At 53.0% G+C, this 26,033-nt stretch carries 25 protein-coding genes; 8 read left to right on the top strand and 17 right to left on the bottom strand.

Features of this window, described 5'->3' with window-relative positions; all coding sequences use genetic code 11:
* Positions 1-11: 11 nt before the first annotated feature.
* From chbG to osmE, 7 genes are all read right to left on the bottom strand, one after another.
* Entirely contained in the window at positions 12-770 is a 759-nt protein-coding gene (chbG, locus tag ACE15A_RS09500) for a chitin disaccharide deacetylase (RefSeq protein WP_064055914.1), read from the bottom strand.
* A 12-nt stretch (positions 771-782) separates the two neighbouring features.
* Positions 783-2,138 (bottom strand): 6-phospho-beta-glucosidase, encoded by a 1,356-nt coding sequence (locus tag ACE15A_RS09495; protein WP_053509405.1) that lies wholly within the window; start codon positions 2,136-2,138, stop codon positions 783-785.
* Positions 2,139-2,262: 124 nt separating this feature from the next.
* Complete coding sequence (gene chbR / locus ACE15A_RS09490; RefSeq protein WP_023248012.1) at positions 2,263-3,105, bottom strand: transcriptional regulator ChbR; 843 nt, start codon at positions 3,103-3,105, stop codon at positions 2,263-2,265.
* 10 nt (positions 3,106-3,115) lie between these two features.
* Positions 3,116-3,463, bottom strand: coding sequence for a PTS N,N'-diacetylchitobiose transporter subunit IIA (chbA, locus tag ACE15A_RS09485; protein WP_000459884.1), 348 nt, complete (start codon positions 3,461-3,463; stop codon positions 3,116-3,118).
* A gap of 50 nt (positions 3,464-3,513) precedes the next feature.
* A complete protein-coding gene (chbC, locus tag ACE15A_RS09480) occupies positions 3,514-4,872 on the bottom strand; it encodes a PTS N,N'-diacetylchitobiose transporter subunit IIC (RefSeq protein ID WP_053529803.1) in 1,359 nt (452 codons plus the stop codon).
* An 82-nt stretch (positions 4,873-4,954) separates the two neighbouring features.
* Positions 4,955-5,275 (bottom strand): PTS N,N'-diacetylchitobiose transporter subunit IIB, encoded by a 321-nt coding sequence (chbB, locus tag ACE15A_RS09475; protein ID WP_000412161.1) that lies wholly within the window; start codon positions 5,273-5,275, stop codon positions 4,955-4,957.
* A gap of 300 nt (positions 5,276-5,575) precedes the next feature.
* A complete protein-coding gene (gene osmE, locus ACE15A_RS09470) occupies positions 5,576-5,917 on the bottom strand; it encodes an osmotically-inducible lipoprotein OsmE (RefSeq protein WP_001039301.1) in 342 nt (113 codons plus the stop codon).
* Positions 5,918-6,133: 216 nt separating this feature from the next.
* On the opposite strand from osmE, the gene nadE reads away from it, so the two are divergent.
* Together nadE and cho are read left to right on the top strand one after the other, a co-directional pair.
* Positions 6,134-6,961, top strand: a complete 828-nt coding sequence (nadE, locus tag ACE15A_RS09465; RefSeq protein ID WP_023248010.1) for an ammonia-dependent NAD(+) synthetase — start codon at positions 6,134-6,136, stop codon at positions 6,959-6,961.
* A 120-nt stretch (positions 6,962-7,081) separates the two neighbouring features.
* On the top strand, positions 7,082-7,963 hold the full coding sequence (cho, locus tag ACE15A_RS09460) for an excinuclease Cho (protein WP_053509407.1): 882 nt from the start codon (positions 7,082-7,084) through the stop codon (positions 7,961-7,963).
* 74 nt (positions 7,964-8,037) lie between these two features.
* Here cho and spy read toward each other — a convergent pair whose 3' ends face one another.
* The 6 genes from spy to ACE15A_RS09430 all read right to left on the bottom strand — a co-directional run bounded on the left by spy (position 8,038) and on the right by ACE15A_RS09430 (position 14,886).
* Positions 8,038-8,523 carry an ATP-independent periplasmic protein-refolding chaperone Spy gene (spy, locus tag ACE15A_RS09455; protein ID WP_053509412.1) on the bottom strand — a complete coding sequence of 162 codons (486 nt, stop codon included), beginning with the start codon at positions 8,521-8,523 and terminating at the stop codon, positions 8,038-8,040.
* Between the two features lie 335 nt (positions 8,524-8,858).
* The gene (gene astE / locus ACE15A_RS09450; RefSeq protein WP_023248008.1) at positions 8,859-9,827 is read right to left on the bottom strand and encodes a succinylglutamate desuccinylase; all 969 of its coding nucleotides are present in this window, start codon (positions 9,825-9,827) and stop codon (positions 8,859-8,861) included.
* On the bottom strand, positions 9,820-11,163 hold the full coding sequence (gene astB, locus ACE15A_RS09445; protein WP_053509414.1) for an N-succinylarginine dihydrolase: 1,344 nt from the start codon (positions 11,161-11,163) through the stop codon (positions 9,820-9,822). Before astB ends, astE begins: the two co-directional genes overlap by 8 nt.
* Positions 11,160-12,638, bottom strand: coding sequence for a succinylglutamate-semialdehyde dehydrogenase (gene astD, locus ACE15A_RS09440; protein ID WP_129382407.1), 1,479 nt, complete (start codon positions 12,636-12,638; stop codon positions 11,160-11,162). The genes astB and astD overlap by 4 nt, the downstream gene beginning before the upstream one ends.
* On the bottom strand, positions 12,635-13,669 hold the full coding sequence (astA, locus tag ACE15A_RS09435) for an arginine N-succinyltransferase (protein ID WP_023248005.1): 1,035 nt from the start codon (positions 13,667-13,669) through the stop codon (positions 12,635-12,637). Before astA ends, astD begins: the two co-directional genes overlap by 4 nt.
* Positions 13,660-14,886, bottom strand: a complete 1,227-nt coding sequence (locus ACE15A_RS09430; protein WP_053509418.1) for an aspartate aminotransferase family protein — start codon at positions 14,884-14,886, stop codon at positions 13,660-13,662. Before ACE15A_RS09430 ends, astA begins: the two co-directional genes overlap by 10 nt.
* A 445-nt stretch (positions 14,887-15,331) precedes the next feature.
* Here ACE15A_RS09430 and xthA point away from each other — a divergent pair, with 445 nt between their 5' ends.
* Positions 15,332-16,138 (top strand): exodeoxyribonuclease III, encoded by an 807-nt coding sequence (gene xthA, locus ACE15A_RS09425; protein WP_023248003.1) that lies wholly within the window; start codon positions 15,332-15,334, stop codon positions 16,136-16,138.
* 72 nt (positions 16,139-16,210) lie between these two features.
* The gene (locus ACE15A_RS09420) at positions 16,211-16,627 is read left to right on the top strand and encodes a pyrimidine (deoxy)nucleoside triphosphate diphosphatase (RefSeq protein WP_053509420.1); all 417 of its coding nucleotides are present in this window, start codon (positions 16,211-16,213) and stop codon (positions 16,625-16,627) included.
* Here ACE15A_RS09420 and ACE15A_RS09415 read toward each other — a convergent pair.
* Positions 16,587-16,862, bottom strand: coding sequence for a YnjH family protein (locus ACE15A_RS09415; RefSeq protein ID WP_023248001.1), 276 nt, complete (start codon positions 16,860-16,862; stop codon positions 16,587-16,589). The two genes, ACE15A_RS09420 and ACE15A_RS09415, sit on opposite strands and share 41 nt — an antisense overlap.
* 238 nt (positions 16,863-17,100) lie before the next feature.
* On the opposite strand from ACE15A_RS09415, the gene gdhA reads away from it, so the two are divergent.
* The gene (gene gdhA / locus ACE15A_RS09410) at positions 17,101-18,444 is read left to right on the top strand and encodes an NADP-specific glutamate dehydrogenase (RefSeq protein WP_053509427.1); all 1,344 of its coding nucleotides are present in this window, start codon (positions 17,101-17,103) and stop codon (positions 18,442-18,444) included.
* Positions 18,445-18,473: 29 nt separating this feature from the next.
* On the opposite strand, the gene topB is transcribed toward gdhA, so the two are convergent.
* From topB to ACE15A_RS09395, 3 genes are all read right to left on the bottom strand, one after another.
* The gene (gene topB / locus ACE15A_RS09405) at positions 18,474-20,423 is read right to left on the bottom strand and encodes a DNA topoisomerase III (RefSeq protein WP_053509429.1); all 1,950 of its coding nucleotides are present in this window, start codon (positions 20,421-20,423) and stop codon (positions 18,474-18,476) included.
* Positions 20,424-20,427: 4 nt separating this feature from the next.
* On the bottom strand, positions 20,428-21,471 hold the full coding sequence (gene selD, locus ACE15A_RS09400; RefSeq protein ID WP_053509430.1) for a selenide, water dikinase SelD: 1,044 nt from the start codon (positions 21,469-21,471) through the stop codon (positions 20,428-20,430).
* Between the two features lie 117 nt (positions 21,472-21,588).
* On the bottom strand, positions 21,589-22,140 hold the full coding sequence (locus ACE15A_RS09395) for an NAD(P)H nitroreductase (protein WP_023247997.1): 552 nt from the start codon (positions 22,138-22,140) through the stop codon (positions 21,589-21,591).
* A gap of 173 nt (positions 22,141-22,313) precedes the next feature.
* Here ACE15A_RS09395 and sppA point away from each other — a divergent pair, with 173 nt between their 5' ends.
* From sppA to pncA, 3 genes are all read left to right on the top strand, one after another.
* Positions 22,314-24,170, top strand: a complete 1,857-nt coding sequence (gene sppA / locus ACE15A_RS09390; RefSeq protein ID WP_053509433.1) for a signal peptide peptidase SppA — start codon at positions 22,314-22,316, stop codon at positions 24,168-24,170.
* A gap of 92 nt (positions 24,171-24,262) precedes the next feature.
* A complete protein-coding gene (gene ansA / locus ACE15A_RS09385; RefSeq protein ID WP_053529810.1) occupies positions 24,263-25,279 on the top strand; it encodes an asparaginase in 1,017 nt (338 codons plus the stop codon).
* Between the two features lie 25 nt (positions 25,280-25,304).
* Positions 25,305-25,961 carry a bifunctional nicotinamidase/pyrazinamidase gene (pncA, locus tag ACE15A_RS09380; protein ID WP_053509437.1) on the top strand — a complete coding sequence of 219 codons (657 nt, stop codon included), beginning with the start codon at positions 25,305-25,307 and terminating at the stop codon, positions 25,959-25,961.
* Positions 25,962-26,033 lie beyond the last annotated feature (72 nt).

Below are 26,033 nucleotides of genomic sequence, written 5' to 3'. Positions count from 1 at the left end.
AAACTCAGGAGCTAAATATCAAGAAAACTGCCAGGACGATATCCACGTTCCGCAATCGCTACCTTGAGTGACGCAGACGTCAATACATCCAGTTCAGTTAAGCGGGGGTAACAATAGGCACTCTGGCGAATAATGTTGTCAACAAACGCCGGATGACACATCACCTCCAAAGAGGTTTCTCCTCGGTGCGCCGAAGCATCCAGAATGCGTAAAAAGCATGCTTCGGCGATCTCCTCGCCGTAAAACTCACTACTAAATCCTTGAGTACTGCGCAAATCCGACGGCAGATCGTCTGCGTTCAACACCGTCTGGCGGTCGATACGCAACGCAATCCCGCGCTGCGCCGCAAAGCGGGCGACGATGGGGAAAATTTGCGGGAACATATGCACGTGATGGTGGCTGTCGAGATGCGTTGGCTCGCGGCCAAATACTTCGATGAAACGCTGATACTGACACGCCAGTTCATGCGCAATTTCATCCAGCGGAAGCGTATCCTCCTCCGCCATTTGCCAGATCCATTTCCCCAACAGGCCATCTCGCGTCAGGCCCGGCATCTCTGAAACCGGTTTGCCTAACGTCAAAACAAAATGCATTCCCACCCCCAGCGCGGGTAGCTCGCGGCTAAGCTGCGCCGCATGGTCAATAGCCTCGCCATTGACCAGCGCAGTCGTGGAGGTCACAACGCCGTTGCGATATGCTTCAACAATGCCGTAATTTTGCCCTTTACTCAGGCCAAAATCATCTGCATTCACAATCAACACGCGTTCCATAGCCTACCTCTGTCAGAGTTGCTTATCTTTAAGCGCTTCGATGCAAGCAGCAAAATTAGGCAACCATTTTTCATGCGCCAGAATGAGCTCACGCGCCAGGACTTCTGCGTCGCGGTCGGAATGCACCAGCGGACTCAGGTTAAGCGCCAGCAGCACATCATTGAAGTTTCCGCTCAGCGCCGCATTACTGGCTGCGATCTCAAACCCTTTAATGGTATGGATAAGCCCCAGCACTTTTTCGTCAAAACGGGTGATACGCGGGTGCGGCGCCGCGCCATTGCGTCCCAGAATGCAGGTCATTTCCACCGCCCAGTCCGCCGGGATATTCTCTACATGCCCATGATGTGGAATATTAACGTAATGCTCCGTCTGCTTGTCATTATAAATAGCGTTAATGACTTCACAAGCAGCATCGGAATAATAAGCGCCGCCGCGCTGCTCAAGCTCTTTCGGTTTCACGTTTAGCTCAGGATTTTTGTACAAATCGAAGAGTTGTTTCTCCACTTTTTGCACTACCTGAGCGCGCGCACCACCTTTGTAGTATTCGCCCATTTCAATAGCCAACATCTCTTTTTGCTTGAAGTAATACAGCAAATAAGAGCACGGCAGCATGTTCAGCGAGCGAATCAATCCTTCACTAAACGGCAGATCAAAGATATTTTTTACGGTTGACGCTTTCAACTGACCGGACGCCACGCCATCCAGTAATTCTGCGAACCGTGAGGTGCCATTTACCAGCACATCTTTAATAAAGACCATATGGTTTAAACCAAACAGGTCAATGGAAAGATCGTCATTCTCATTCAGCGCCAGCACGTCATGAATAAACATTTTCATGCCGACAGGAATATTACATACGCCGATGAATTTTTTAAAGTTGGTATGGCGATAAACCGCTTCCGTCACCATCCCCGCCGGATTAGTAAAGTTAATGACCCACGCATTCGGACATAACTCTTCAACATCTTTAATGATGCCAAAAATAACCGGAATGGTACGCAGCCCTTTAAATAAACCGCCAGCGCCGTTGGTTTCCTGCCCCAGATAGCCGTGGCTAAGCGGGATACGCTCGTCCAGCTCACGGGCTTTAAGTTGACCAACGCGTAGCTGGGTAGTGACAAAATTAGCGTCTTTCAGCGCTTCCCGGCGATCCAGCGTTTTATACAGTTTTAGCGGAACGCCTGCTTTATCAATCATTCGCTGGCAGAGGTCATAAATAATGTCCAGCTTCTCTTTCCCATCTTCAACGTCAACCAGCCATAATTCAGTGACAGGTAATTCATGGTAGCGTTTAATAAAGCCTTCAAGTAATTCAGGGGTGTAGCTGCTCCCGCCACCAATAGTGACGACTTTTAATTTCTGGCTCATAATATCTCCCTTCAGTGCATGGCACTGATATGTATTACGCTATGCCCGCTCATAAGAAATAGCGTGACGTTCCTCGCGCTATTGGGGCAAGCGTGAAATGTGGTTAATCGAGCAATGCAAACCGTTATTCATTAATTTCCGTCAATCGTTTCCGATAACTATTCGGCGTGAATGAGGTCATTTTCTTAAACGTTTTAATAAACAGGCTTGGACTACTATACCCAGCCTCATAAGCAATATCCGTAACCGAATAGTTGGTCATTTCCAACTGTTTCTTGGCAAAGTTAATGCGAATCTCATTAATGATCTGCATCGGCGTTTTGCTGTAATAACGTCGGGTGGCGCGCGTCAGATACTCCTGGGATTTTGCCGACAGGCGTACCATATTTTCCAGCGCATTTTCGCCAAACTGCGTTTTATCATGCATTATCTCAACGGTTGTTTTCAGCCATTGTGGAATATCATCATAAACCTGCTCTTCGCGGTAATGGCGTAAGCGGTTTATAATATAAAATGTCACCACTTCGATAAATTCGTCGAGCCCATTGCCGCGAAAATTCAGCGATGCAATCACCGTTTCAATATAGGTTAGGAAGGTACTATTCACCCTATATACCTGCGATGCCACAAAACAAAACGGCAGTAACGGAAGATAATGCTGTTCAAAAAAACGTTTACTAATTCCTACGTTCAGGATACGCGTTGCGCCAAACTCATAGAAACTTTGGTGATTCGATCCCACCGGGATAAAAACAAAATCTCCACGTTCCAGCAGCACACGCTTTCCGTTGATTTCCTGGTAATAGCGTCCGGTTAATACCAGGGTAAATTCATAGTAGTCGTGCTGATGCAGCCCGGTGACGCTTTCCGTCTTGTTATAGATAAACACATGGAAATTTTTGCCATTGAAGAGCTGCTGCTCATAAACCGTTTTGATTTCCGTCGCGTTAACCTGTAACTGCATCATCCGCCCCCTGTTATTTCAGTTTCTCATGGAGCTCAATCAACTCGGCAATCAGTTCACGAGCCAGCATTGATGTCATCAAATGATCCTGAGCGTGAACCAGGACCAGACTGACTTTCATTTTACCTTCGCCCTGATCGCCTTCAATGAGTTTTGTCTGCACAAGATGCGCTTCATTGAGCGCCATACGCGACTGGTCCATCATCGCTTTCGCCGCCTCAAAATCGCCTTCTTTCGCTTTTCTGAGCGCGCCATATGCGAGGCTGCGCGCCTGGCCAGAATTGATGATAAGCCCCATAACGACTTCTTCGAGTTCCTCAGCCGCTGTCTGGCTATCTACAACATTTTCAAGATCAAACATAGTCTTTCCTCTGATTTAGCCCGGCATGGCATCCCATGCCGGCGCGGAGTTTAGAATTTCAGTGCGTTAGCGATATCTTCTTCGCTTTCTTCCTGCTCGATGGCGTTCTGCGCTTTGTTGGCAACCACCACGAAGGGGAGATAAATCAGGGTTGCGATCGCCAGGTTAAATAGCGCGACCAGTAATGCGGCGACGCTGCCGTTGGTGTTAAAGAACGCCCCCAGCCCGGTTGGCATGGTCCACGGCGCAATATTGGTAATCGGCGGAATAATACCCAAATAGTAAGCCATCAGCGTAATCGCCGCCAGAATCGGCTGTACCAGAATAAAGGGGATAAACATCACCGGGTTCATAATAATCGGCAGGCCAAACAGGATGGGTTCGTTAATCTGGAAGATACCCGACGGCAGCGCCAGTTTTGCCACCTGGCGATAGTCCGCGCGACGAGATGCGAGGAAGATAGCGATGATCAGACCCAGCGTTGCGCCGCTACCACCGAGGAAGATATAAGAATCCAGCATCGGCTTCGCCCACACATGGAACGTTTTACCCGCTTCCAACGCCGCATCGACGGAGCCAAACTGCTGGTAAATAGAGATGTTTTCCAGCGCCCAGGGTGTCATGATGCCGCTGTCCAGCGCGGTCAGCGCCAGCGAACCATGAATACCAAAGAACCACAGCAGCGGTACAAAAATGACATATGCCCACCCTACCACGCTACCCAGCGATGCCAGCGGCGTAGAGATAGTGTCCATAATAATCTGATGGAAGTTAGAACCGTAATTAGCCAGCGCCCAGGAAATAATCCCCATAATAGAGAGAATAATAAAGCCGGGAATTAATGCTGAGAATGAACGAGACACCGAAGCCGGTACGCTGTCCGGTAGTTTAATCACCCAGTTGCGCCGGACAACAAACGTAAACATCTCCGCGACCACCAGACCAATAATAATACCGGAGATAATATTCGCGCCGCCCAGCCAGTTAGCGCCTACGGCATAGGCCTCGCCTACGCTATACGGCGTTACGGTCATAAATGCCGCCACGGAGAGCAACCCGGCGGCCAGTGCGTCAACCTTACGCTCTTCCGCCAGCGCCATGCCGATAAAAAATGGCGCCATGAGCGACATAATGCCCAATGTGCCGTTATAGACGTTCCCGCCGATGCCTTTCAACCCATTCAGCGTTTCAATGGTTGAGGCATCAAGCCGAATGCCCATGGAATAAAAAAACGACCCCTCCCCAAAGCTCAGGAAAACGTTATTAATTAATACAAACATCGCCCCCGCAAGGGTTAATGGCATTAAACGAATAAAGCCGTTCTTGATTGCATTAACGTGTGGCTGCTTTCCTATTTTTACAGCAAAAGGAAGGAGTACCTTTTCAAGTGAAGCAATGACGTTACTCATAGAAAAATACCCTTAAATACCGCAATAAAATATTGCGGTTAGTGTATGAAATAACTCTTTGACGGGAAAAATTAAAAAATAATTAATTCGCGGCGGCTTTTTTAATTGCCGCTACCGCAGCTTTAAGCACGCCTAAACCATCTACCTTGCCGTACAACATTGAATCAATGACTTCTACCGGTTTACCGGGTAATAAACGCTGAATTTCGGGGAGCATATAAGCAATTTGCGGGCCTAATAACACAACATCCGCTGCCGGGCCTTTTTCACCGGCCAGGGTTTCAGGGAATGCTTCAATAATAACCGGCACTTCATATTTTTCAGCCTGGGCGCGCATTTTCGATACCAGTAATGACGTTGACATGCCCGCAGAACAAAACAGATAAATGTGTTTCTTTTCCATAAAAACCTTCCTCATGTGCGATTATCTGTCAACCAGATACTCCGCAAGCCTCAACCTGCATCCATACTCTGGGCGACTTGCGTAACCGGATTTACTTTTTTAGGTGGCTGAAATGAGTATACGGGATCGGACCGCCGGATGGTATTTCCTTGACCCACTAAATTGTCTCTCATTGACCTGGCGTTATGACCCCCCTCACATTTCGGGCAAATAATTCGCGATAATAAATAAGGTTATTGCCGACACAAAAAAACCGGCTCGTTGGCCGGTTTCCTTGAATGTTCAGGCAATGTACAGTTGTTACTGCTTCGGCGCCTGTGGGTCAGTATCGTACTCCGCACAGGTCTGATAGCCGGAGTTAATCACGTGCCCAGTATCATCCAGCGCAACAAAGTAGGTTTCCGCTTTACCATCACGTTGACCCAGGATGTAGGTCTGACAGGTACCGCGCGCATGAATCATGCTCACTTCAGATGACGGTTTGCCCGCAATCTGCGCAACCTGCGCCCTGCTCATGCCTTTTTTAACGTCTTTAACGACAGGCTCAACAAATTGGTCTTTTGTACGATCATACGCCGTACAGCCTGCCAGCATAGTCATTACCGCCGCTGCGCTTAAAATTCCTGCTACGTTCTTGTTCATTTTCCGTCCTCTTGTTTATCAGCGTGTTATGTAAGCCTGGAATACATCAGAACATTTTTCAAGCCGCGGCTCGCCACAAAAAGTCTTTCGGAAAATTCTCTACGCAGATACATGTTGGTTTAAACACCGCTTAGCCCGTCAAACCTTGTCGTTTCAGCGGCAAAGAGTTAGCTTTAACAGAGTAATGATTCATTTTTTAATGTCGAAGGGGGTTAAATGACTCTGCAGCAAGAGATAATCCAGGCGCTTGGCGCGAAACCGCATATCAACCCTGAAGAAGAAATTCGCCGCAGCGTGGATTTTCTTAAAGCGTACCTGAAAACCTATCCCTTTTTGAAATCGCTGGTGTTAGGCATCAGCGGCGGGCAGGATTCGACGCTGGCCGGTAAACTCAGCCAGATGGCTATCGCCGAATTGCGGGAAGAGACCGGCGATAACGCGCTGCAGTTTATCGCCGTTCGTCTGCCTTATGGCGTACAGGCCGATGAGCAGGATTGCCAGGACGCCATTGCTTTTATTCAGCCGGACAGAGTACTCACCGTCAATATTAAAGGCGCCGTCCTCGCCAGCGAGCAGGCGCTGCGCGAAGCGGGAATTGAGCTGAGCGATTTTGTTCGCGGCAATGAAAAAGCCCGTGAGCGAATGAAAGCGCAATATAGCATCGCCGGTATGACTCACGGCGTCGTGGTGGGCACCGACCATGCGGCGGAAGCGGTAACCGGGTTCTTCACCAAATATGGCGATGGCGGTACCGATATTAACCCACTTCATCGCCTTAACAAACGCCAGGGCAAACAGCTTCTCGCAGCGCTGGGCTGTCCTGAGCATCTGTATAAAAAAGTCCCCACCGCCGATTTGGAAGATGACCGCCCCTCACTGCCTGATGAAGCCGCGCTGGGCGTAACGTATGACAATATTGACGATTATCTGGAAGGTAAAACGCTGGACTCCGCCATCGCTAAAACTATCGAAGGCTGGTATGTAAAAACTGAACATAAGCGCCGTTTACCGATTACGGTATTCGACGACTTCTGGAAAAAGTAAGCGTACTTCTACTGTTGTGCCGGATATCGCTCGTCTATCCGGCCTCCTCTCTTCCCAGCCTCTTTTTTAATCACACATCCGCTGTTATACTGGATGAATAACCAGTTAACGGAGAGCACTGTGGTACGGCGTCAATCAGCCCCCCGTCTTGAGTTTGAAGCGGCGGCCATTTACGAATATCCAGAACATTTACGTCCTTTCCTCAGCGAGTTGCCAGCCTTACCAGGCGTCTATATATTTCATAGCGAAAGCGATACGCTGCCACTTTATATCGGTAAAAGCGTGAATATTCGCAGCCGGGTACTTTCACATCTGCGAACGCCTGACGAGGCCGCTATGCTGCGACAGTCGCGGCGGATAAGTTGGATCTGCACCGCTGGGGAAATGGGCGCTTTGCTGCTGGAGGCACGGCTGATCAAAGAGCAACAGCCGCTGTTTAACAAGCGGTTACGTCGTAATCGCCAGCTTTGCTCTCTACAGTTGAGCGAACAAAAGATTGAGGTCGTTTCCGCCCGCAGCGTCGATTTTTCCCATGAGCCAAACCTGTTTGGCCTCTTCGCCAACCGTCGGGCGGCGCTGCAAAGATTACAGAACCTCGCCGATGAACAAAAATTGTGTTACGGCCTGCTGGGGCTTGAACCGGTAAGCCGTGGGCGCGCCTGTTTTCGTTTCGCTCTGAAGCGCTGCGCTGGCGCGTGTTGCGGACAAGAAAGCCCGCAGACGCATTTTCTTCGTCTGCAGGCATCACTGGAACGGTTACGTGTGGTTTGCTGGCCCTGGAAAGGCGCTATCGCGTTAAAAGAGAGTCGCCCACAAATGACCCAGTTCCACATTATCAACAACTGGTTATGGCTGGGGGCGGTACCCTCGCTGGATGAGGCCGCCACACTAGTGCGCGCACCTGCGGGCTTTGATCAGGACGGCTATAAAATTCTCTGTAAGCCATTAATGTCAGGTCAATATGAGATCATTGAACTGAACACCGGCTATCGCCTGTCATAAAGAAAACCGCCGATCCTGTCCACCTCAACGACTGTGTTGTCGACAAGACCGGCGGTCTTAAATTATGCGGAAAGTTATTCTGCCGCAGCAGGCATTTTACCTTCTTGCGCTGGGCGTTCTGTCAGACGCTTCTCAAAATTATCGTTATATTGCTTTTTCTGCTCCGGCGTCAGAACGTTATAAATTTTATTCTGGGTTTCCATATGCGCCAGCATATTAGCCTTGCGCTGCGCTTCCATTTTCGTAATTTGCGCTTCGGCTTTGGCTTTATCGAAGGTATCGCTGGCAATAATATCATGCATGGCGCGACGCTCTTCCAGCGGTGGACGTTTCATTTGCTCGCGCTGCGCTTTCATAATGTCGCGAATTTGTTGCTTCTGCGCGTCCGTCAGGTTCAGGTTTTTAAACATCATATCGTGATGTGGGCCAAACTTACCTTTATGCTGCATCATTGGCTTCGCATCCGCTGGCGCGGCGGTGGTAGTCTCAGCGGCATGAGCCAGATTCGCAGCACCCATCGCCAGGGTAGAGGCAACAAACAGAGCAGTCAGTTTACGCATATTTCCATCCTTCCTTTCAGTTATTTTTACGGCATATTTAAAACAGCGCCGTGTTGTCGTGATTAACTTTAACCGTCTTAGCGTCAATTAGTCATAACAACGGTAAAACAATGAAAGTATAAAAAACACCTTTTCGCCAATTGTGAAGAAAAAAAGAATAAATTGCGCAGAGTTGAAAGAGAAATATACAACAGCATGATATAGCAGAAATTATGCAGAACTATAACGCAGCAACGCTTATTAATAAAGCAATTCTCCAGGAATAATCCGTAATAGCATGAAACTGTGTCCCAAATCATCCCTGTAACCCTAACGTGAGCTTACAGGGACATTTATCAGGGAAGCCTTTCCAGCATTAATCCGGCCCGCAATCCGCAGGCGACGGAGGGGTTAGGAAAGAGAACATATTCAACGTCATGCGTCACCGTCACGCGCTTATCCCCCTCCTCGGCCAGCAACGTTCCCTTTGTAAAGGCAGTAAAATTCAGCGTTTGCGCATCCATATAAAGCGCGAAATTGTCGCTGTGACGCGTGATTTGCGACACCACCCGATAGCGTAGCGGCGGCGAAGACGAGGTTGACGTTTCGAGACCGCTCAGCAGCGCCGACAACGCCTGCGAGGTTACGCTGAACTGCGTCAGATCGTTTTGCCCAAACGGCAGCGCCTTCCCCAACTCCAGCGTACAGGAAAGCGCGCCGAAATGTTCAGAGCTAAAGTGCGTAAATGTACCGCCGGGCGTCTGATGAAATACCAACGCCTCCAGCCCTGCCGCGCCCAGCCACGCCAGAAAATCCGCCTCCCACGGGCGGTCGCGCTGCGGCAGTACACCAAAACGCAAATGATGCGAGCCACGAATGGCGGTATGCAGATCCAGATGCCAGCGTACCCGCGCCTGGCCATATGAAAAGAAGGTCTCCAGACTTAGCTCTAGCTCACGCGCTCGCCGCGTTTCATCGCTTTCGGCAAAGGACTGCCAGCGCCCGCCGAACATACGGTTCATATCACTGTGGCAATAGCGTGTTCCCGCGGCCAGCGCCTGCGGATTGCCGAGTACCACCAGCACTCGCCACGTTAAAGTCAAGCTGCCGGCACACAGTGCCGACAGCAGCTTATCCAGCATCTCTACCGGCGCGGTTTCATTGCCGTGTATACCCGCAGAAAGAATTAACGCGCGGTCGACCGGCGCATCGGGCGTGAGTTCAAGCAGACCATGGCCTAACCAGCGCCAGCGAAAACCCGCGCCCTGCCCCTGCGTCACCCGTGGCGTCGTTCCGCTTAGCGTCAACGCCAGAAAGTTATCCATCAGCCGCCCCCGTTTGCTGGAAAGGATAAACCGACCCCAAATCCAGCAGTCGCGTTAACACATCCAGCGCCTCCCGGCCTTCTCGCAGTAATAACGGATCGGCAAGATCGGCGCAGGTCAGGCGATCGCGATAATAACGATCCGCCCACGCGTTGAGGGCCGTAAACAGGGCGTCATTCATCATTACCGCTGGATTCACCGCCCGTCGTTCTTCTTCTGTTAACACCACGCGTAATCGCAGACAGGCCGGACCACCGCCGTTGGCCATACTTTCTCGTAAATCAAATACCTGCATCGCGCTGATGGGGTTATCCTCCGCCACCAGCTTATTCAGATAGCGCCAGACGCCGACATGGTCCTGACATTCCTGCGGCAACACCAGCAGCATTGAGCCGTCGTCACGACTTAGCAACTGACTATTAAACAGGTAGGTCGCCACAGCATCTGATACAGAAACCTCGCCGGCGGGTACCTCTATCGCCATAAAACCGTCAACGCGCGTACGCAACTGATTAATGAGCATTTCCTGTCGGGCAAACGCCGTTTCGTGACAAAACAATACCTGTCGATTCGAGACGGCGATGACATCATTATGGAATACGCCTCGATCGATGACCTCCGGGTTTTGCTGAGCGAAGATAACCTGTTGCGGATTCACCTGATTAAGACGCGCCACGGCCTCGCTGGCTTCGCGGGTCTGGCGTGCCGGGTAACGAGCGGGTCGCATTTCATTCTCTTCTTCGCGCCCATAGACAAAAAGCTGCACGCCTGCCGAACCATATTCGCCGCCAAGACGGTTATGATTCGCCGCGCCTTCATCTCCCAATAATGCGACCTGCGGTAACGCGCTATGCACTGAAAACTGGCTTTCATCGCGAAATATGGCGCGTAGCAGTGCTTCGGTAACTGGTGCCTCAATAGAGCGATGAAATTTATTGTTTAAATTCGCCACCGTCAGGTGAACTTTCCCGTCCAGCGCGTCTGCCGATGGGCAAACCGTCGCCGCATTCGCAACCCACATTGACGACGCTGAACTCACGCTGGAAAGCCAGCGTGGTGCCTGACGCGCAACCTTATCCAGAATCTGCTCATCGCTACCCGTGAAGCCGAGCTGACGCAACGCCGGAATAAAAGGCCGCTCATGCGGCGGGATCACGGCCTGGGGAAAACCGGCATCCGCCAGGGCTTTCATCTTTAGCAGCCCCTGCTTTACCGCCAGACGCGGGTTCGACACCTGAAAACGGTGGCGGGTCGATGCCTCATTGCCGAAGGATAGCCCAGCATAATGGTGCGTAAGCCCCACCAGTCCGTCAAAATTAACCTCATACGCCGTCATACCGCCTCCCTGCGAGAAAAGTCGAGGCCGGGGCTTAATGTCGCAGGCAACGTCAGTTCGGGAGATTCCAGACTGGCCATCGGCCAGGCGCAATAATCGGCGGCATACCAGGCGCTGGGCCGATGGTTGCCAGACGCGCCGACACCGCCAAACGGCGCAGTACTCGCCGCCCCGGTGAGCGGTTTATTCCAGTTAACGATCCCTGCCCGCGCCTCCAGCAAGAGCTGTTCGAACTGCGCGCGATCCGTCGACACCAGCCCACACGACAGACCAAAACGGGTATTATTCGCCAGACGAATCGCCTCATCGAAATGATCATAACGCCAGACGCTCAGCAGCGGACCAAACACCTCTTCATCCGGCACATCCGCGACGCCCGTCAGTTCAATGATACCAGGCGTCAGCAGGGAGGTTCCCTCTTTGACCTTCCGCGGCGCCAGTAGCGTGCGTCCGCCTAATGCCTCTCGTTGACGCCAGGCCTCCATCACATGCTGTGCCGCCTGCACTGAAATCAGTCCGCCGATAAACGGCTGCGGATCGTCGTCCCATCTGCCGGGCTGCAGGCGTCCGGCGACGTCAACCAGCCACGCCAGAAATGCATCTCCCTGCGCACCCTGTTTTACCAGAAGGCGTCGCGCGCAGGTACAGCGCTGTCCGGCGGTAATAAACGCCGATTGCAGCGTCAGATGTACCGCCGCATCCATATTTGCCGCATCCTCAATAATGAGCGGGTTGTTTCCGCCCATTTCAAGGGCCAGGATTTTTTCCGGCTGGCCGGATAGCTGGCGATGAAGCTGATATCCGGTACTGGCGCTGCCGGTAAACAGCAGTCCGTCGAGATCGTCGAGCGAACTTAGCGCTTGTCCGGTCTCCCGGCCGCCCTGCACCAGATTAAGAACCCCTGTCGGTAGCCCCGCCCGTTCCCAGAGTTTTATTACCGTTTCCCCGGTCCATGGCGTTAACTCGCTAGGCTTGAAGATCAGCGTATTGCCTGCCAGCAACGCGGGCACAATATGACCATTCGGTAAATGGCCGGGAAAGTTATAAGGCCCGAATACCGCCAGCACACCGTGAGGACGATGGCGCAACGTCGCGGCGCCATCGGCAAGTTCGTTTTTTTGTTCGCCTGTTCTGGCATGGTAAGCCTTAATCGAGATGGCAATCTTATTGATCATCGCCGTAACTTCCGTCGCCGCCTCCCAGCGCGGTTTACCGGTTTCACGGGCGATGACTGCCGTGAGATCGGTTTTATGGGCCTCCAGCAGGACGGCAAATTTCTCTACGATAGCCTGTCGCGCTGCAAAAGGCTGTCTGGCCCAGCGAGGAAACGCCGCGCGCGCTGCCTGGCAGGCCTCGGTGACCTGCGCCGCAGCCGCGTCATTCCCCTGCCAAAGTATCTCCGCGCTCACCGGATTAGTTTTGCTGCGGCGTTCGCCCTGACCGGTTATCCAGTCGCCGTTTATCCATAGCGTCATACGGTTTTCTCCTCTGCGCAAAGACGTACCAGCCGAACGTGGTCGCCCGCGCGACATTTCAGCGCATCCAACTGCGCGGCGGTAAATACAAGTCGTGAAGTCTGCGGATCGGCGCGCACCAGTGCGGCCCGAAAGTGGTGATAGTTTTCATTGGCAACCAGACATGCCGGATAGTCGCCAGGCGCGGGTTGCCCTTCCACGACTTCCACCAGTCGGCTTTTACGAATGGCCCGTACGCGGTCAATATCACACTCCAGCGTCGGCCCGCCGTCGAAGATGTCGATATAGTGGCGATAGCGAAAGCCTTCCTTTTCCAGCACCGCGCGGGCTGGTGCTGTTTGCGGGTGGACTTCGCCAATCACGGCCTGAGCCTCTTCAGATAAGAAATGGGTATAAATAGGATGTTTGGGCATCAGCTCGGCGATAAACGCTTTTTGCCCGGTACCGCATAAAAAGTCCGCCCGGCTGAAATCCATAGAAAAAAAACGTTTGCCGAGACTTTGCCAGAAGGGAGAATAACCGTGCTCGTCAATGACGCCGCGCATTTCCGCCACGACTTTCTCATTGAATTTATCGCGAAACGCGGCCATAAACATAAAGCGCGATTTTGACAACAAGTAGCCGTTACCCTCTTTACGCCATTCGGGATCGAGAAACAGCGTGCAAAGTTCACTGCTGCCGGTGTGATCATTACTCAGGAATAATGTTGGCAACGCGTTATATACATTCAGCTCTTTGGAGGCATGAACCAACGTACCGACACGATAGTTATACCAGGGGTCGTTAAGGCCGACCGCGACCTCAATGGCGCAGATCCCGCCAACCTCTCCCGTTTCACTGTCCTCGAGAACGAATACATACCCTTGCTCGCTTTTTGGCTGCTCGCCGGACCAGGTTTTTAGCGCGCGTTCAATGCGGGCCGCCAGCGTCGCTTCATTTGCCGGTAGCGAGGTTAAGCCGCCGCCCGTTTTGCCTGCAAGCTGCATCAGCGCGGCGATATCCGCATGTTCGACAGGACGAATCACCCGCATGATGCGCCTCCCGTCTGAAGGCGTTCGCACGCCAGGGCAAAACGATCAAGCCCGGTGGCTATCTCTTCGTCGCTCACATTTAACGCTGGCGCAAAACGCACCACGTCGCCGCCGGCGATAAGCACCATGACGCCTGCTTTTGCCGCTTCCTGGGCGATGAGTTTGGCTTTTCCGGCAAACTCCGCCTGTAATGCACAGCCAAGCAGTAGTCCCAGCCCGCGAATTTCACTGAACATGCCAAAACGTTCATTAATGGTATTTAACCGTTCAATAAACACATCGTGGCGCTGCCTGACGCCGTTTTGCATCTCCGGCGTATTGATGATATCCAGCACTTTTCCGGCGACTGCCGTCGCCAGCGGATTACCGCCATAGGTGGTGCCATGCGTACCTGGCGTCATGACGCTGGCATAGTCTTGCGTGGTCAGCATCGCGCCGATCGGGAAGCCGCCGCCCAGCGCTTTAGCGGTCGTCAGGATATCGGGCGTAACGCCATAATGGATATACGCATACAGTTCGCCGGTACGTCCAACGCCCGTCTGCACTTCATCAAAAATCAGTAACGCCTGATGCCGGTCGCACAATTCACGTAGCCCCTGCAAAAAAGCTTTCGTGGCGGGGATCACGCCGCCCTCGCCCTGCATAGGCTCTACGATCACGGCGCAGGTATTGTCATCGATGAGCGCACTGGCGGAGTTCAGATCGTTATAGGCGGCGTGACGAATATCCGGCGGCAGTGGCGCAAAGTCCTGTGAATAGGTGGGTTGGCCGCCAGCGCTGACGGTAAAGAGCGTGCGTCCGTGGAACGCGTTTTTAAAGGCCACAATGCCGCTTTTATGATTGCCGACACGATCGCGGGCGTATTTGCGCGCCAGTTTTAACGCTGCTTCATTCGCTTCAGCGCCTGAATTACAAAAGAAAACGCGTTCGGCGAAGGTAGCGTCGATAAGTTTTTTCGCCAGTCGCAGCGCCGGTTCATTGGTGTAACCGTTCCCGGTATGCCAGAAGCGGCTCGCCTGTTCATTTAACGCCTCGCGCAGCGCCGGATGCGCATGTCCCAATGCGTTGACCGCGATTCCGCCAGCAAAATCAATATACTCTTTCCCCTGCTGATCCCACAGACGTGAGCCTTCTCCGCGTACGGGAATAAAAGGCGCAGGAACATACACCGGCACCATCCATTCCTCAAAGTTTTCACGCGTAACTGACAGAGACATAGCGACCCCTTTCGGTAAAAATAAAGTTATTTATATGTTAAATAATATGAGTGTTTGCGCTGTAAATGTAGATTGCAGCGTTCGTGCCAGCCAGCGTTAAAATTGCATAAACGGAAGTGATGGACGGTAAATCAATGGTTTACAGCGTAACGATATTCACTTTTACTGCATGAAAAGTGAATATTCCCGCATAGTCGCTGACTAAAAAGAGGAAAAAGCGAAATATTATTCAGTTGCCAAATATAATTCTGGAATTGTGATCTTATACGAAATTTACTGGAAATTACCGCCCCGTTCTGGCGCATCTGCATTCAAACAGCGCCATTTTTGCTCTATAGAAAACACCATACGCTTCCATTGGCCGAATCTGACGATGAGTGGCAGTCACCCGGCAAAATTTCTGCTACCATCCCAACACGATTCACCTTGCAAAGTGGCAGTGACTATGAAATTTGTCTCTTTTAATATCAACGGCCTGCGCGCCCGTCCCCATCAGCTTGAAGCGATTGTCGAAAAACACCAGCCCGATGTGATCGGTCTACAGGAGACAAAAGTCCACGACGAAATGTTCCCGCTCGAAGAGGTTGCGAAGCTGGGCTATAACGTTTTCTATCATGGACAAAAGGGCCATTACGGCGTCGCGCTGCTAACAAAAGCCACGCCAATTTCCGTCAGACGCGGTTTCCCGGATGATGGCGAAGAGGCGCAACGCCGCATTATCATGGCGGAAATCCCCTCGCCGCTGGGTAATATCACCGTCATTAACGGCTATTTCCCGCAGGGGGAAAGCCGGGATCATCCGCTGAAGTTCCCCGCGAAAGCGCAGTTTTACCAGAACTTGCAAAACTATCTTGAAACGGAACTCAAATGCGATAATCCGGTATTAATTATGGGCGACATGAATATCAGCCCGACCGATCTGGATATTGGCATCGGCGAAGAGAACCGCAAACGCTGGCTGCGTACCGGTAAATGCTCCTTCCTGCCGGAGGAGCGTGAATGGATGTCGCGGTTACTGAAGTGGGGATTAGTGGACACGTTCCGTCAGGCGAATCCAGAAACGACGGATAAATTTTCGTGGTTTGATTACCGCTCAAAAGGTTTCGTGGATAATCGCGGACTGCGCATCGATCTCTTGCTGGCAAGCGCTCCGCTGGCGGAACGTTGCTCAGAAACCGGTATTGACTATGACATTCGCAGTATGGAAAAACCCTCCGACCATGCGCCGGTCTGGGCGACGTTTCGTGTTTGATTCCGCTATCTGATTAACCGTAAGACCGGGATAGCGCGACGCTTCCCGGCAGGAATAACGACCTTAACGAAAATGATAAAAAAACTCGATGTTGTTGCTGCCATCATTGAACGCGACGGCAAAATTCTGCTGGCCCAGCGCCCAAGTCATGCGGATCAAGCCGGCTTATGGGAGTTTGCCGGGGGTAAAGTCGAACCCGGCGAAACCCAGCCGCAGGCGCTTATCCGCGAGCTACGCGAAGAGTTAGGAATTGACGCCACGCCCGGCGTCTATATCGCCAGCCATCAACGCGACGTGTCTGGCCGACGGATTCATTTGCACGCCTGGCATGTGCCTGCGTTTAACGGTCTGATTTGTGCGCTGGAACATCAGGCATTCGCCTGGTGTACGCCGGAGGAAGCGTTGGAGTACCCGCTCGCCCCGGCGGATATTCCGCTATTGCAGGCGTTTATAGCTTTACGCGACGCCAGACTAACGGATTTGTGCTGATGGTTTTTTCGTCACGCTGGCACTGGAGCACTACCCCTTCCACTTTTATTACCGCGCCTTCGGAGTAATTCTGATCCTGGTAAACGCAGCACTGAATGCAGGGCTGGGACGACTGACCGTGCGTGCTGAAAACTTCCGGCGGGACATTCACCTGGATATCAGGACGACTGTTCTGGTTTGCCAGCGCGACCATTGGCATTACCGACATCACGGCGATCACAAGGCTTCGGCGCATAGGATTTCCTTATTTTTCTGGGCATATTCTCAGTATAACGGTAAGCCGCCGCGAAAACTTTAATCCTCTTTCGTCATCGCTTTTAGTTATGACCCTCGCCCCGTTATGAATTTACTTAGCGGCGTTATTTTTTTCTTGCTTACCGTCACATTGCTGATGGTATAGTCGAAAACTGCAAACGCTTATTCTGATAACACGCAAATACAACCACATTAATATATAAGAGGTTTTTATATCTATGGATCAGACATGTTCTCTGGAATCGTTCCTCAACCATGTACAAAAGCGCGACCCGCATCAAACCGAGTTCGCGCAAGCCGTCCGTGAAGTCATGACCACCCTGTGGCCGTTTCTTGAACAAAACCCCCGTTACCGCCACATGTCTTTACTGGAACGTTTGGTTGAACCAGAGCGCGTGATCCAGTTTCGCGTGGTGTGGCTGGACGACAAAAACCAGGTGCAGGTGAATCGCGCCTGGCGCGTGCAGTTCAACTCTGCTATCGGCCCCTATAAAGGCGGTATGCGCTTCCATCCTTCGGTAAATCTTTCCATCCTTAAGTTCCTCGGCTTTGAACAAACCTTTAAAAATGCCCTCACCACGTTGCCGATGGGCGGCGGTAAGGGCGGCAGCGATTTCGATCCGAAAGGGAAAAGCGAAGGCGAAGTGATGCGTTTCTGCCAGGCGCTGATGACTGAACTGTATCGCCATTTAGGGCCGGATACCGACGTGCCTGCCGGTGATATCGGCGTGGGCGGGCGCGAAGTGGGCTTTATGGCGGGAATGATGCGCAAGCTTTCCAATAACAGCGCCTGCGTTTTCACCGGCAAAGGGCTTTCCTTCGGCGGCAGTCTGATTCGCCCGGAGGCGACGGGCTATGGACTGGTCTACTTCACCGAAGCGATGCTTAAACGTCATGGTCTCGGTTTTGAAGGGATGCGCGTCGCCGTGTCCGGCTCCGGCAACGTAGCGCAATATGCCATTGAGAAAGCGATGGCCTTTGGCGCGCGCGTGGTTACCGCGTCGGATTCGAGCGGGACGGTGGTCGATGAAAGTGGCTTCACGCAAGAGAAGCTGGCGCGTCTGTGTGAAATTAAAGCCAGCCGTGACGGTCGCGTCGCTGACTACGCCCGTGAGTTTGGTTTAACCTATCTGGAAGGCCAGCAGCCCTGGAACGTACCGGTGGATATCGCCCTGCCATGCGCGACGCAGAATGAACTGGACGTTGACGCCGCGCGCGTACTGATTGCCAATGGCGTAAAAGCCGTGGCGGAAGGGGCAAATATGCCGACCACGATTGAAGCGACCGATCTGTTCCTTGAGGCGGGCGTACTGTTTGCGCCGGGTAAAGCCGCCAACGCGGGCGGCGTGGCGACATCGGGGCTGGAAATGGCGCAAAACGCCGCGCGGTTGAGCTGGAAAGCCGAGAAAGTGGACGCCCGTCTGCATCACATTATGCTGGATATCCACCACGCCTGTGTGGAGTACGGCGGCGACAATAAGCATACCAACTACGTTCAGGGCGCCAACATCGCCGGTTTCGTGAAAGTCGCCGACGCCATGCTGGCGCAGGGCGTCATTTAATCCCGTCGTCAGGCCAGATGGCTTTGCGCTTATTCGGCCTGACGACCTGTCTCCTCAGCAGGCGGGCTTTTTTTGCCCGCTCGCTTGCGCGGCGCGCTCTTTTTCTTTTCTCCGCCGCCTGGCGCTACAATCCCTCTGAAGCGCTTCACCGGCGTGCGCTTAGCCTGATCGATCAGCTGATACAACGTGCCGACCAACGGTTGCATAAAATCCTGGTAACGGCACTGCTTTTCGCTGATTTGCGTCAGAACAGATTCCCAGTGCGCGGTCATATCCGGACGGGCCACCATTTCCGGCAGCGAATGTATTAACGCTTTTCCAGCATCGGTAGAATGAATGTAGCGCCCTTTTTTAGTCAGAAAGCTACGCTTGAACAGCAGCTCGATAATCCCGGCGCGCGTGGCTTCCGTCCCCAGCCCATCGGTCGCACGCAGGATCTTTTTCAGATCTTTATCCTGCACGAAGCGGGCAATTCCGGTCATCGCGGAAAGCAATGTCGCATCAGTGAAATGACGCGGGGGCTGGGTTTGGCGTTCGACCACTTCCCCCTTTTCACACAGCAACTCATCACCTTTCGCGACAACCGGCAGCGGCGTACCGTCGTTCTCCTCGTCGCGCTCTTTACTGCCCAGTAACGTCCGCCAACCGGCCTCCGCCAGAAAACGCGCTTTGGCGACAAATTTCCCTTTGGCGATTTCCAGTTCAATAACGCATTTACGAAACACCGCGTCCGGGCAGAACTGCATCAGATACTGACGCGCAATCAGGGTATAAACTTTCGCTTCATTTTCCGTCAGATGGACAGAAGAACTGCGCGCCGTCGGAATAATCGCGTGGTGCGCATCCACTTTTTTGTCATCCCAGCAGCGATTGCGCGTATCAGGATTAACCACAGGCTGCGGCAGTAAATCCGGGGCGTGGACGCTAATCGCGTTCATTACCGCGTGCCGTCCGGCAAAGTGTTCTTCCGGCAGATAACGGCAGTCGGAACGCGGATAGGTAATCAGCTTGTGGGTTTCATATAGCTTCTGACAAATATCAAGCACGTTTTGCGCGCTCAGGCCAAAGCGTTTGGCGGCTTCAATCTGCAGCGTCGAGAGCGAAAACGGCAGCGGCGCGGATTCTGATTCCCGTTTATCATTATAACTGGTTACCAGAGCGGGCTGACCGTTGATCCGGTTCACCACATGCTCCGCCAGCGGACGATGAAGCAAACGCCCCTCTTCATCCTGATAAGGTTCGCACGCCTCGCTCGGCTGCCAGATAGCGGTAAAACGCTCGTCGGCAGGCGTAACGATGTGCGCCTTCACTTCAAAGAAGTCTTTGGCGACGAAGTTCTCAATCTCTTCATCTCGCCGCACCACCAGCCCCAGTACCGGCGTCTGCACGCGTCCCACGGATAACACGCCCTGATAGCCCGCATTACGGCCCAGGATCGTGTAAGCGCGGGTCATATTAATGCCATACAGCCAGTCCGCTCGCGCTCGCGCCAGCGCGGAGACGCACAGCGGCACGAAGTCGCTGTTCGCCCGTAGCCTGTCGATAGCACGCTCGACCGCCTGCGGGTTAAGGTCGTTTATCAGACAACGCTGCACCCGCTGGCGCTTTTCGGCAGAAAGCTGGAGATAATCCAGCACTTCATCAACCAGAAGCTGCCCTTCACGATCCGGGTCGCCGGCGTGAATAATTTCACCGGCTTGATGCAAAAAGCGCTTAATCACGTTGAGTTGTTTGGTGACGGAAGGTCGAGGCTGAAGCTGCCATTTTTCCGGCACGATAGGCAGGTCAGCCAGATTCCAGCGCGCATAACGGCTGTCATACGCATCGGGCTGCGCCTGTTCCAGCAAATGACCAATACACCAGGTGACGACCTGCCCGTTTCCGCATTCAATAAAACCATCGCCTTTACGGTGCGGCTTTGGCAGCACATCCGCAATGGCGCGCCCCAGACTCGGTTTTTCGGCAATAAACAACCGCATCAGGTTAACGAATCTCAACCATAGCACGACCGCCGCGGGCGTCGACCAGCTCGCCAATCGCGGTCAGATCGATACCAAATTCCGCCGCGGTGGCTTTAACGTCGTCTTCGGCGTCCGGCGTTACCGCCAGCAGCAAACCGCCTGACGTTTGCGGATCGCACAGCAGGCTACGAACTTCACGCGGCATGTCGCCCATCAGATGACCATAGCTGGCGAAGTTGCGCTCTGTGCCGCCTGGTACGGCACCCAGAGCAATATACTCTTCCACGCCCGGCAGTTTAGGGATGTCCTGATAGCAAAGCAGCGCCTGCACGCCTGCGCCCTGGCACATCTCGCTCAGGTGCCCCAGCAGACCAAAACCGGTAACGTCAGTCATGGCTTTTACGCCGTCGATATTGGCAAACGCCGCGCCAGCAACGTTCATCCGACACATGACTTCCGTCGCCAGCCCCTGATGTTCAGGTTTAAGCAGCGATTTTTTCTCGGCGGTGGTCAACACGCCAATCCCCAACGGTTTGGTCAGAAAGAGTTTGCATCCAGCCTGCGCGGTACTGTTTTTCTTCACCCGTTCGGTCGGCACCACGCCAGTGACCGCGAGACCAAAGATCGGCTCCGGGGCATCAATAGAGTGTCCACCCGCCAGCGCAATACCGGCCTGACGGCAGGCAAAACGCCCCCCCTCGGTCACTTCACGCGCAATATCGGGCGACAGGGTATTAATCGGCCAGCCAAGGATCGCGATCGCCATAATCGGTTTACCGCCCATCGCAAAAATATCGCTGATGGCATTTGTTGCCGCAATGCGGCCAAAATCAAACGGATTATCGACTATCGGCATAAAGAAGTCGGTGGTGCTGATAATACTGGTGCCATTACCCAGATCGTAAACCGCCGCATCATCGCGGGTTTCATTACCCACCAGCAGATTCGGGTCGACGAACTTCGCCTGCTCGCTATGCAGGATAGTCTCCAGCACTTTAGGGGAAATTTTACAACCGCAACCAGCGCCGTGGCTGTATTGCGTTAAACGAATGGCTTGCTCGCTCATGGACATCTCCTGTCATTGCATTCGCGCTATGGTAGCGCTCATTCCCTGATGTGGTAAGTATCACTGTCTGAATTACCGCGCCTTTGCTCAGAATCCAGACAGTTTTATCCCTCAGCGTCAGAAATAACGCACAAACGGCGTGGGGTCGGGGGTACTGATCGTCGTTGACGCTTTGAGCTGCGGCGTGCCGAGATAGAGAAAACCAACAATTTTATCCTGAGGGCGGCACTCAAAGGCTTCCCGCACGATAGCGCTCTCAGTTAACGCGCCGCTACGCCAGATACCATTAAACCCTTGCGCAATCGCCGCCATTTGCATTGCCATCACCGCGCATCCGGCGGACATCTCCTGTTCCCACACGGGAACCTTATGGTTTTCTTCGCATCTCGCCACCACGGTAATGATCAGCGGCGCGCGAAACGGCGCATTACGCGCTTTTTCGATCGCTTTCTCATCCTCCCCGGCAGCGGCAGCGCCTTGTTCAAGCACGGCGCTGAAACGGTCGCGCCCCTCTCCTTCAATCACAAAAAAACGCCACGGCTGTAGAGACTTATGATCGGGAACACGCATTCCTGCCCGCAGAATGTTCTGTAATTGCTCTCCGACAGGCGCCGGTTCTGCGAGACGAGAGGCGCTACGACGGTTGATCAGCAGTTCTAGTGCATCCATTTGATTAACTCCAGCAATGATATTTATTCACAAAATTAACACGGGAGCGGATTTTGTTACAGCACAGGCAGTGATTCCTGCTGACAACTGCCTGATGGGTCATTACGATAGCCACATCTTAATGCTTTATCCTCATCGAGGTATAAGCGTTGTTACTCAGATAGGGAGAATACATGCGAACCCTGTGGCGATTTATTGCCGGATTTTTTAAATGGACGTGGCGATTGTTGAATTTCGTCCGTGAAATGGTACTCAACCTGTTCTTTATTTTTCTGGTCCTGGTGGGCGTTGGGATCTGGATGCAGATCGGTAACGGCAGCAACAGCGAGCAAACGGCGCGCGGCGCTCTGCTGCTGGATATTTCCGGCGTCATTGTGGATAAACCGTCCACCAATCATCGTCTGGGCGCGCTGGGTCGCCAGTTATTTGGCGCCAGCTCCGACCGTCTACAGGAAAACTCCCTGTTTGACATCGTCAACGCTATTCGTCAGGCGAAAGATGACCGTAACATCACTGGTATCGTTCTGGATCTGAAAAACTTCACCGGCGCCGATCAGCCGTCAATGCGCTATATCGGTAAAGCGCTGCGCGAATTCCGCGACAGCGGCAAACCGGTTTTTGCCGTGGGTGAAAACTACAGCCAGGGTCAGTATTACCTCGCCAGTTTCGCCAATAAAATTTGGCTTTCCCCACAGGGTCAGGTAGATCTTCACGGCTTCGCTACGAATGGCCTGTACTACAAAACGCTGTTGGATAAACTGAAAGTTTCTACCCACGTTTTCCGGGTCGGCACCTATAAATCCGCCGTCGAGCCGTTTATCCGCGACGATATGTCGCCCGCCGCCCGCGAGGCCGACAGCCGCTGGATAGGCGAACTGTGGCAGAACTACCTGCATACCGTTTCCGCCAATCGCCAGATTTCGCCGCAACAGCTCTTCCCCGGCGCGCAGGCTATTATCGACGGGTTAACCAGCGTGGGCGGCGACACCGCCAAATATGCGCTCGACCATAAACTGGTGGATGCCCTCACCTCCAGCGCAGACATTGAAAAAGCGCTGACGAAGCAGTTTGGCTGGAGCAAAACCGAAAATAACTATCGGGCGATCAGCTATTACGATTATTCGCTGAAAACGCCTGCGGGTAACGGCGGTACTATTGCAGTTATTTTCGCCAATGGCGCAATTATGGATGGCGAAGAAACGCCAGGGAATGTCGGCGGCGACACTACAGCATCGCAGATCCGCGACGCACGCCTTGATCCTAAAGTGAAAGCAATTGTGCTGCGCGTCAATAGCCTAGGCGGTAGCGTCAACGCCTCCGAAGTTATCCGCGCCGAACTGGCGGCGGCAAAAGCGGCTGGCAAACCGGTGGTGGTCTCAATGGGCGGCATGGCGGCCTCCGGCGGTTACTGGATCTCTACGCCGGCAAACTATATCGTGGCCAGCCCCAGCACGCTGACGGGTTCAATTGGCATCTTCGGCGTCATCAATACGGTAGAAAACAGCCTGTCGTCGATTGGCGTACACAGCGACGGCGTCTCCACCTCGCCGCTGGCGGAGATTTCGATGACCAAAGCGCTGTCGCCGGAAGTGCAGCAGATGATGCAACTCAGTATTGAGTACGGCTACAAACGCTTTATCACGCTGGTGGCAGAAGCGCGTAAGCGTACGCCGGAACAGATTGATCAAATCGCTCAGGGCCATGTCTGGACAGGAGAGGACGCGAAAGCCAATGGTCTGGTGGACAGTCTCGGCGACTTTGACGATGCCGTCGCCAAAGCGGCAGATCTGGCGAAACTAAAACAGTGGCATCTTGATTATTATCAGGACGAACCAACGGTCCTTGATATGGTAATGGACAGTATGACCGGATCTGTACGCGCCATGCTGCCGGAGGCTATTCAGGCGATACTCCCGGTGCCGCTCGTTTCCGCCGCCAACACGGTGAAGGCCGAGGGGGATAAACTGGCGGCATTTAACGATCCGCAAAACCGTTATGCGTTCTGTTTGACTTGCGCGAACGTTCGCTAATGCTTCATCAATAGCCATGCCGGATGGCGGTTACTTATAGCTGCCATCCGATAATCATTAATACGTCCTTTGCGACACAACTAAACATTATCATGCAAAAGAAATCAATTTACGTTGCCTATACCGGCGGTACTATCGGTATGCAGCGCTCAGATCAGGGGTATATCCCGGTGTCCGGGCACCTTCAACGTCAGTTGGCGCTGATGCCGGAATTCCACCGCCCGGAGATGCCGGATTTTACCATCCATGAATATGCCCCGCTGATGGATTCATCAGATATGACGCCGGAAGACTGGCAGCATATCGCTGAAGATATCAAAGCGCACTACGATGAGTATGACGGTTTTGTTATTCTGCACGGCACCGACACGATGGCGTTTACCGCATCGGCGCTGTCTTTCATGCTGGAAAATCTGGGCAAACCGGTTATTGTGACAGGGTCACAAATTCCGCTGGCTGAGCTGCGCTCCGACGGGCAAATTAATTTGCTGAATGCGCTTTATGTCGCCGCCAACTACCCTATTAATGAAGTAACGCTGTTTTTTAATAATCGTCTGTTCCGCGGCAATCGCACGACCAAAGCACATGCGGATGGTTTCGACGCTTTTGCCTCTCCTAATCTGCCGCCCTTGCTGGAAGCGGGAATTCACATTCGCCGTTTAAATACGCCTCCCGCGCCCCACGGCTCTGGTGAATTAATCGTTCATCCTATTACGCCGCAGCCGATAGGCGTAGTGACTATTTATCCGGGGATTTCCGCCGAGGTAGTACGTAACTTTCTGCGTCAGCCGGTAAAAGCGCTGATTCTGCGCTCTTATGGCGTAGGCAACGCGCCACAAAATAAAGCGTTTTTACAGGAGCTGAAAGAGGCCAGTTCGCGCGGCATCGTGGTCGTTAACCTGACGCAATGCATGTCAGGGCGAGTCAATATGGGCGGGTACGCTACCGGTAATGCGCTGGCGCACGCTGGCGTGATTGGCGGTGCCGATATGACCGTCGAAGCCACCTTAACCAAACTGCATTATTTGTTAAGCCAGGGTCTGGACACTCAGGCGATTCGTAGCGCGATGGCGCAAAACTTGCGTGGTGAATTGACGTCGGATGATTAAAAATCCCGACGACAAGGAGGATATAATGACAAACCGGGCCTTATTACTGGTCGACTTGCAAAATGACTTTTGCGCCGGCGGCGCGCTGGCTGTGCCGGAAGGCGACAGCACTATCGATATCGCCAACTCTCTTATTGACTGGTGCCAGCCCCGCCAGATTCCGGTGCTCGCTAGTCAGGACTGGCATCCCGCGAAGCATGGCAGCTTCGCCAGCCAGCATCAGGCGGAACCCTATAGTCAGGGAGAGCTGGACGGTCTGCCGCAAACGCTCTGGCCGGATCACTGCGTTCAACATACCGACGGCGCGGCGTTACATCCCCTGCTTAGCCAACATGCGCTCGACGCCACCATTTATAAGGGTGAAAACCCGCTGATTGACAGCTACAGCGCGTTTTTTGACAACGAACATCGGCAGAAAACTACCCTTGATACCTGGCTTCATGAGCGTGACGTTACCGAGCTTATCGTGATGGGGCTGGCGACCGATTACTGCGTAAAATTTACGGTGCTGGATGCATTACAGTTGGGCTATGCCGTTAACGTGATCACCGATGGCTGTCGCGGCGTGAATATTCACCCGCAGGATAGCGCGCACGCGTTTATGGAGATGGCAGCGGCAGGCGCGACGCTGTATACGCTGGCAGACTGGAAAGAGACGCAGGGACCGGATACGTCGCGTTAGCATCGCTGCCAGACAAAGCTCAACGCAGGCAGGAGAGCGTTTCTAACGAAACTCTTCTCGTTTCAATGCCAA

This window comes from Salmonella sp. HY31, from assembly GCF_042604575.1.
Lineage (GTDB): Bacteria > Pseudomonadota > Gammaproteobacteria > Enterobacterales > Enterobacteriaceae > Salmonella > Salmonella diarizonae.
The sequence above is the reverse complement of the archived record's forward strand: the minus strand, read 5'-3'. Positions and strand labels throughout refer to the sequence as shown.